This window comes from Rhodococcus sp. EPR-147 (genome assembly GCF_001647185.1).
Classification (GTDB): domain Bacteria; phylum Actinomycetota; class Actinomycetes; order Mycobacteriales; family Mycobacteriaceae; genus Rhodococcoides.
Map to the genome: position 1 here is coordinate 1 of NZ_LVCU01000425.1, position 4,495 is coordinate 4,495.

The 4,495-nt window shown below is 63.4% G+C and carries 5 protein-coding genes; 4 read left to right on the plus strand and 1 reads right to left on the minus strand.

The window, feature by feature from the left end:
- Positions 1-576: 5'-3' exonuclease (locus A2J02_RS18760; protein WP_442971488.1), on the minus strand; the 576-nt coding region annotated here is incomplete at its 3' end.
- Between the two features lie 260 nt (positions 577-836).
- Between A2J02_RS18760 and A2J02_RS18765 the strand changes: the two genes are divergently transcribed.
- From A2J02_RS18765 to A2J02_RS18780, 4 genes are all read left to right on the plus strand, one after another.
- Positions 837-2,177 carry a branched-chain amino acid ABC transporter permease gene (locus A2J02_RS18765; protein WP_068052133.1) on the plus strand — a complete coding sequence of 447 codons (1,341 nt, stop codon included), beginning with the start codon at positions 837-839 and terminating at the stop codon, positions 2,175-2,177.
- Positions 2,178-2,184: 7 nt separating this feature from the next.
- The gene (locus tag A2J02_RS18770; protein WP_068052136.1) at positions 2,185-3,174 is read left to right on the plus strand and encodes a branched-chain amino acid ABC transporter permease; all 990 of its coding nucleotides are present in this window, start codon (positions 2,185-2,187) and stop codon (positions 3,172-3,174) included.
- Positions 3,167-4,264, plus strand: coding sequence for an ABC transporter ATP-binding protein (locus A2J02_RS18775; protein WP_231893832.1), 1,098 nt, complete (start codon positions 3,167-3,169; stop codon positions 4,262-4,264). Before A2J02_RS18770 ends, A2J02_RS18775 begins: the two co-directional genes overlap by 8 nt.
- Positions 4,261-4,495: ATP-binding cassette domain-containing protein (locus tag A2J02_RS18780; RefSeq protein ID WP_156516295.1), on the plus strand; the 235-nt coding region annotated here is incomplete at its 3' end. The genes A2J02_RS18775 and A2J02_RS18780, both read left to right, overlap by 4 nt.

Below are 4,495 nucleotides of genomic sequence, written 5' to 3' on the forward strand. Positions count from 1 at the left end.
GTACTTGGTGGCGACCTCGTCGGGAGTGAACCGAGTCAGATCCGAGACGCCCTTGCGCGGATACAACACCGTGACGTTGTCGGTCACGAGCTGCAGCGCATCGCGGTCGCCGGTGACCACCAGGACGCGGTAGCCGAGCGCCTCTGCCTGGGTCACCAGAGTGGCGATGATGTCGTCCGCCTCGAAGCCGGCCTCTGCCATCACCGGAATACCCATGGCCCCGAGTACGTCCTTGGTGATGTCGACCTGGCCGGCGAACTCGTCCGGGGTCTTGCTGCGGTTGGCCTTGTACTCGGGGAACCGCTCGGCGCGGAAGGTCTGCCGCGAGACGTCGAACGCCGCCGCGATGTGCGTCGGTTTCTCGTCCCGCAGCAGATTGATCAACATCGAGGTGAACCCGTACACGGCGTTGGTGGACTGACCGCTGGTGGTCTTGAAGTTGTCCGCAGGCAACGCGAAGAAGGCACGGAACGCCATCGAGTGGCCGTCGATGAGCAGCAACGTGGGCCGCTCCCCGCCCGCCTTCGCGTCGGTATCGGCTGCGGGCGCTGCACTTTTCTCCGTTACTGGGCTCACGGTTGACCAGTCTAGGGAGCGGGTCCGACAACTCGAAGCCGGATGCAGGCGCCGCGACGCGATCGCTCTCACGGCGCGCGTCGTGCACCGCGAAACACAACCGATACTTTCCGGAAATCTCAGTCGCCGATTTTGCGTCGTTTCAGCGGATAGAGTCCGACAATTGCAGTAAATCCCCAACCCGTGACTCAACGACAACCGTCCGGAGGACGTGCGTGGCTCCAAATGTTCGATGGACCAGAAAGGTGCAACCGCCGAGGTTGCGCGCAAGATCTGCCGTTCGGCTCTTCCAGCGAACACTCCTACTCGCCGTTCTGAGTTCCATTGCCGCGCTGCTGTTCAGTGCGCCGGCATTGGCCCAGGAACCTACCCCCACTCCCCCGGCAGCACCGGGGACCAGCGCCGAACAGGCACCGCCTGCGGACGCGGTCAGCGTCGCCGGATCTCTCAACAACGGTGGCGAAAGACTCATCGGCGTCGATGTCGCGGCGCTGGACGCGTCCGGCTCCGAAGTCGCCCGCACCACCAGTGAAACCGGCGGCCGGTGGACCCTCGAATTGTCTCCCGGCACATACACATTCCAGGTGGTCCAGGAAACGCTCCCCGACGGCGTCAGCGTTCAGGGCGAGGTCCAGCGCGATGTGGAGGCCGGGCGTTCCAACACCGTCATCTTCTCGTTCGGCGAGGCCAGAACCGCCACCAGCATTCCGTTCTACGAGAAGTTCGTACGCACTACGGTCGACGGCTTTCGCTTCGGCCTCGTCATCGCGCTCGCCGCGGTCGGACTGAGTCTGATCTTCGGCACCACCGGTCTGACGAACTTCGCGCACGGAGAGATGGTCACCCTCGGTGCCGTCGCGGCGTGGTTCTTCAACGTCAGTGTCGGGATACAACTCATCCCGGCCACGCTGCTGGCGATCGTCGTGGGAGTCGCGATCGGCTGGCTCAACAACGCTCTGATATGGCGGCCGTTGCGCAAACGAAGGACCGGCCTCATCGCACAGCTCGTGGTGACGATCGGCCTCGCGATCGCACTGCGCTATCTCATCCTGATCTTCTTCTCGGACCGCTCCGAACCCTTCGACGACTACCAGGCTCAGACCGAGAACAACTGGGGTCCGCTCTCGATCACCAACGTCAACCTCGCCTGCATCGTCATCAGCATCGTCGTTCTGGTCGGCGTCGCACTGATGTTGCAGCGCACCAAGATCGGCAAGGCCATGCGTGCGGTTGCCGACAACCGGGACCTCGCTGCGTCCTCCGGCATCAACGTCGAGCGCGTGGTCACGTTCGTCTGGTGCCTCGGCGGCGGCCTGGCTGCCCTCGGCGGCGTGTTGTTCGGGCTCTCCGAACTCGGCGGTCGCGTCCAGTGGGAGATGGGCTTCAAACTCCTGTTGCTCATGTTCGCCGGCATCACACTCGGTGGACTGGGAACGGCCTACGGCGCCTTCCTCGGTTGCGTCATCGTCGGTCTGCTCGTGCAGTGGTCGACGCTGGTCATCAATCCCGATCTCAAATACATCGGAGGGTTGCTCGTCTTGATTCTCATCCTCGTCGTCCGTCCACAGGGCATCCTCGGCTCGCGACAAAGGATCGGGTGACCTTCACATGGATATCATCGGCGCACTTCAGATCTCACTCGCTCAGCTGGTCGGCCCGTCGGCCATCTTCTACGCTCTACTCGCCATCGGCCTGAACCTGCACTTCGGTTACGCCGGACTACTCAACTTCGGTCAGATCGGCTTCGCACTGCTCGGCGGCTACGGCGTCGGCATCACCACGATCACCTACGAACAGCCGCTGTGGCTGGGCATTCTGGTCGGCCTCGCTGCAGCCGGGTTACTGGCCCTGGTTCTCGGCATTCCGACGCTGCGACTGCGAGCCGACTATCTCGCGATCGTCACCATCGCCGCCTCGGAAATTCTCCGATTGGTGTTTCGGTCCACCGCAACGGATTCGGTGACCAAATCCACCAACGGCATCACCGGCTTCGCCGGCCCGTTCACCAGTATGAGCCCGTTCGAGGGTGGTAAGTCCTACGAATTCATCGGCGTGCGGTTCCTCGGCAACGATCTGTGGGCCATGCTCGTCGGCTGGACGCTGGTCCTGCTGCTGTGCGGCGTGGTCTACCTGCTGACGCACAGCCCGTGGGGACGCGTCCTCAAGGCTGTCCGTGAGGACGAGGACGCAGCCCGTTCGCTGGGCAAGAACGTCTTCGTCTACAAGATGCAGGCACTGGTTCTCGGTGGCGTCATCGGCGGTATGGGCGGTGTGTTCAACGCACTGCAGACCCAATCCATCAACCCGGACTTCTACTCGACGGCGCAGACGTTCTTCGCCTTCGGCGCACTGATTCTCGGTGGGGCGGCAACAGTGTTCGGCCCGGTACTGGGCGCGATGCTCTTCTGGTTCCTGCTGTCCATTCCCGATGCGATTCTGCGGCAACTGATCTCCGGCGACGACCCGGTGCTCAATCTCACCGGCGCTCAGGTCGGTGCCACGCGATTCGTGCTCCTGGGAATCCTGATCGCCGTCTTGATGGTGTTCAGACCTCAGGGCATTCTCGGCAACAAGCGAGAGGTTCAACTCAATGCCTGACCCGAGCAAGGATGCTGCTGCAACGGCCGCACCGAGCAAGAAAGCAAGCACACTCGAATCACGCGCTGCGCAGGCGTTGTCGAGCGATCAACGCGCCGCCCTGTTCGCCGGTGTTCCCAACGAACCCGGCGCACCGAAACCGGACGCCACGATGGTCGTCGACGGCGTCTCGCGCACCTTCGGTGGCCTCAAGGCCGTCGACGTGGCGCACCTCGAGATTCAGCGGGGCTGCATCACCGGACTGATCGGGCCCAACGGCGCAGGCAAGACCACCCTGTTCAACCTGCTCACGGGATTCGATCGACCCGACACGGGAACCTGGTCGATGGACGGTCAGGAACTGGGCCGGATGCATCCGCACCAGGTGGCCCGCAAAGGTGTGGTGCGCACGTTCCAGTTGACCAAGGCGCTGTCGAAACTGACTGTGCTGGACAATGTTCGGCTGGGTGCGACGGGTCAGCGCGGTGAGCGCATGATCAACACCTTCATGCCGTGGACGTGGAAGGCCCAGGAACGTCAGATCACCGAACGCGCCTACGAGCTACTGGGCCGCTTCAAGCTCGACGCCAAGGCCGACGACCTCGCCGGCTCGTTGTCCGGCGGCCAGCGCAAGCTGCTGGAGATGGCGCGTGCGTTGATGACCGATCCGTCGGTGGTCATGCTCGACGAGCCCATGGCCGGGGTCAATCCGGCTCTGACGCAGTCACTTCTGGGGCACATCAAGTCGCTTCGCGACGACGGTATGACGGTGGTGTTCGTCGAGCACGACATGGACGTCATCCGCGACATCAGTGACTGGGTGGTGGTGATGGCTCAAGGCAGCATCATTGCCGAGTCCACCCCCGAGGAGCTCTCCAACAACGGAGCCGTCGTCGACGCGTATCTCGGTAGCCATCACGATCAGGCTCTCGAGTTCGATGCCGACGGCAATCCGGTCGGTGCCACAGCGGAGCTGGCGGAGGCACTGAAGAAGGCCGAGGCCGAGGAACTCGAAGCGGGAGGCGACCTCTCGGAGCCGGAGTTCGCCCGCCCGATCGCAACCGACGGCACCGAAGGCGGCTCGCACCGGGCCAAGGAGGACGACCGATGAGCGAACAGACATTGACGCCGGCGGAATTCGCCGCGACACCCGAGGAACATGCTCGACTCGCCGAAGGTGCACTGCTCCGCGCGGACGGGTTGGTGGCCGGATACATCCCCGGTGTCAACATCCTCAGCGAGTGCAACTTTTTTCTCAACGACGGCGAGATCGTCGGCATCATCGGACCCAACGGTGCCGGGAAGTCGACTCTCCTCAAGACCCTGTTCGGTCTGGTCGCCG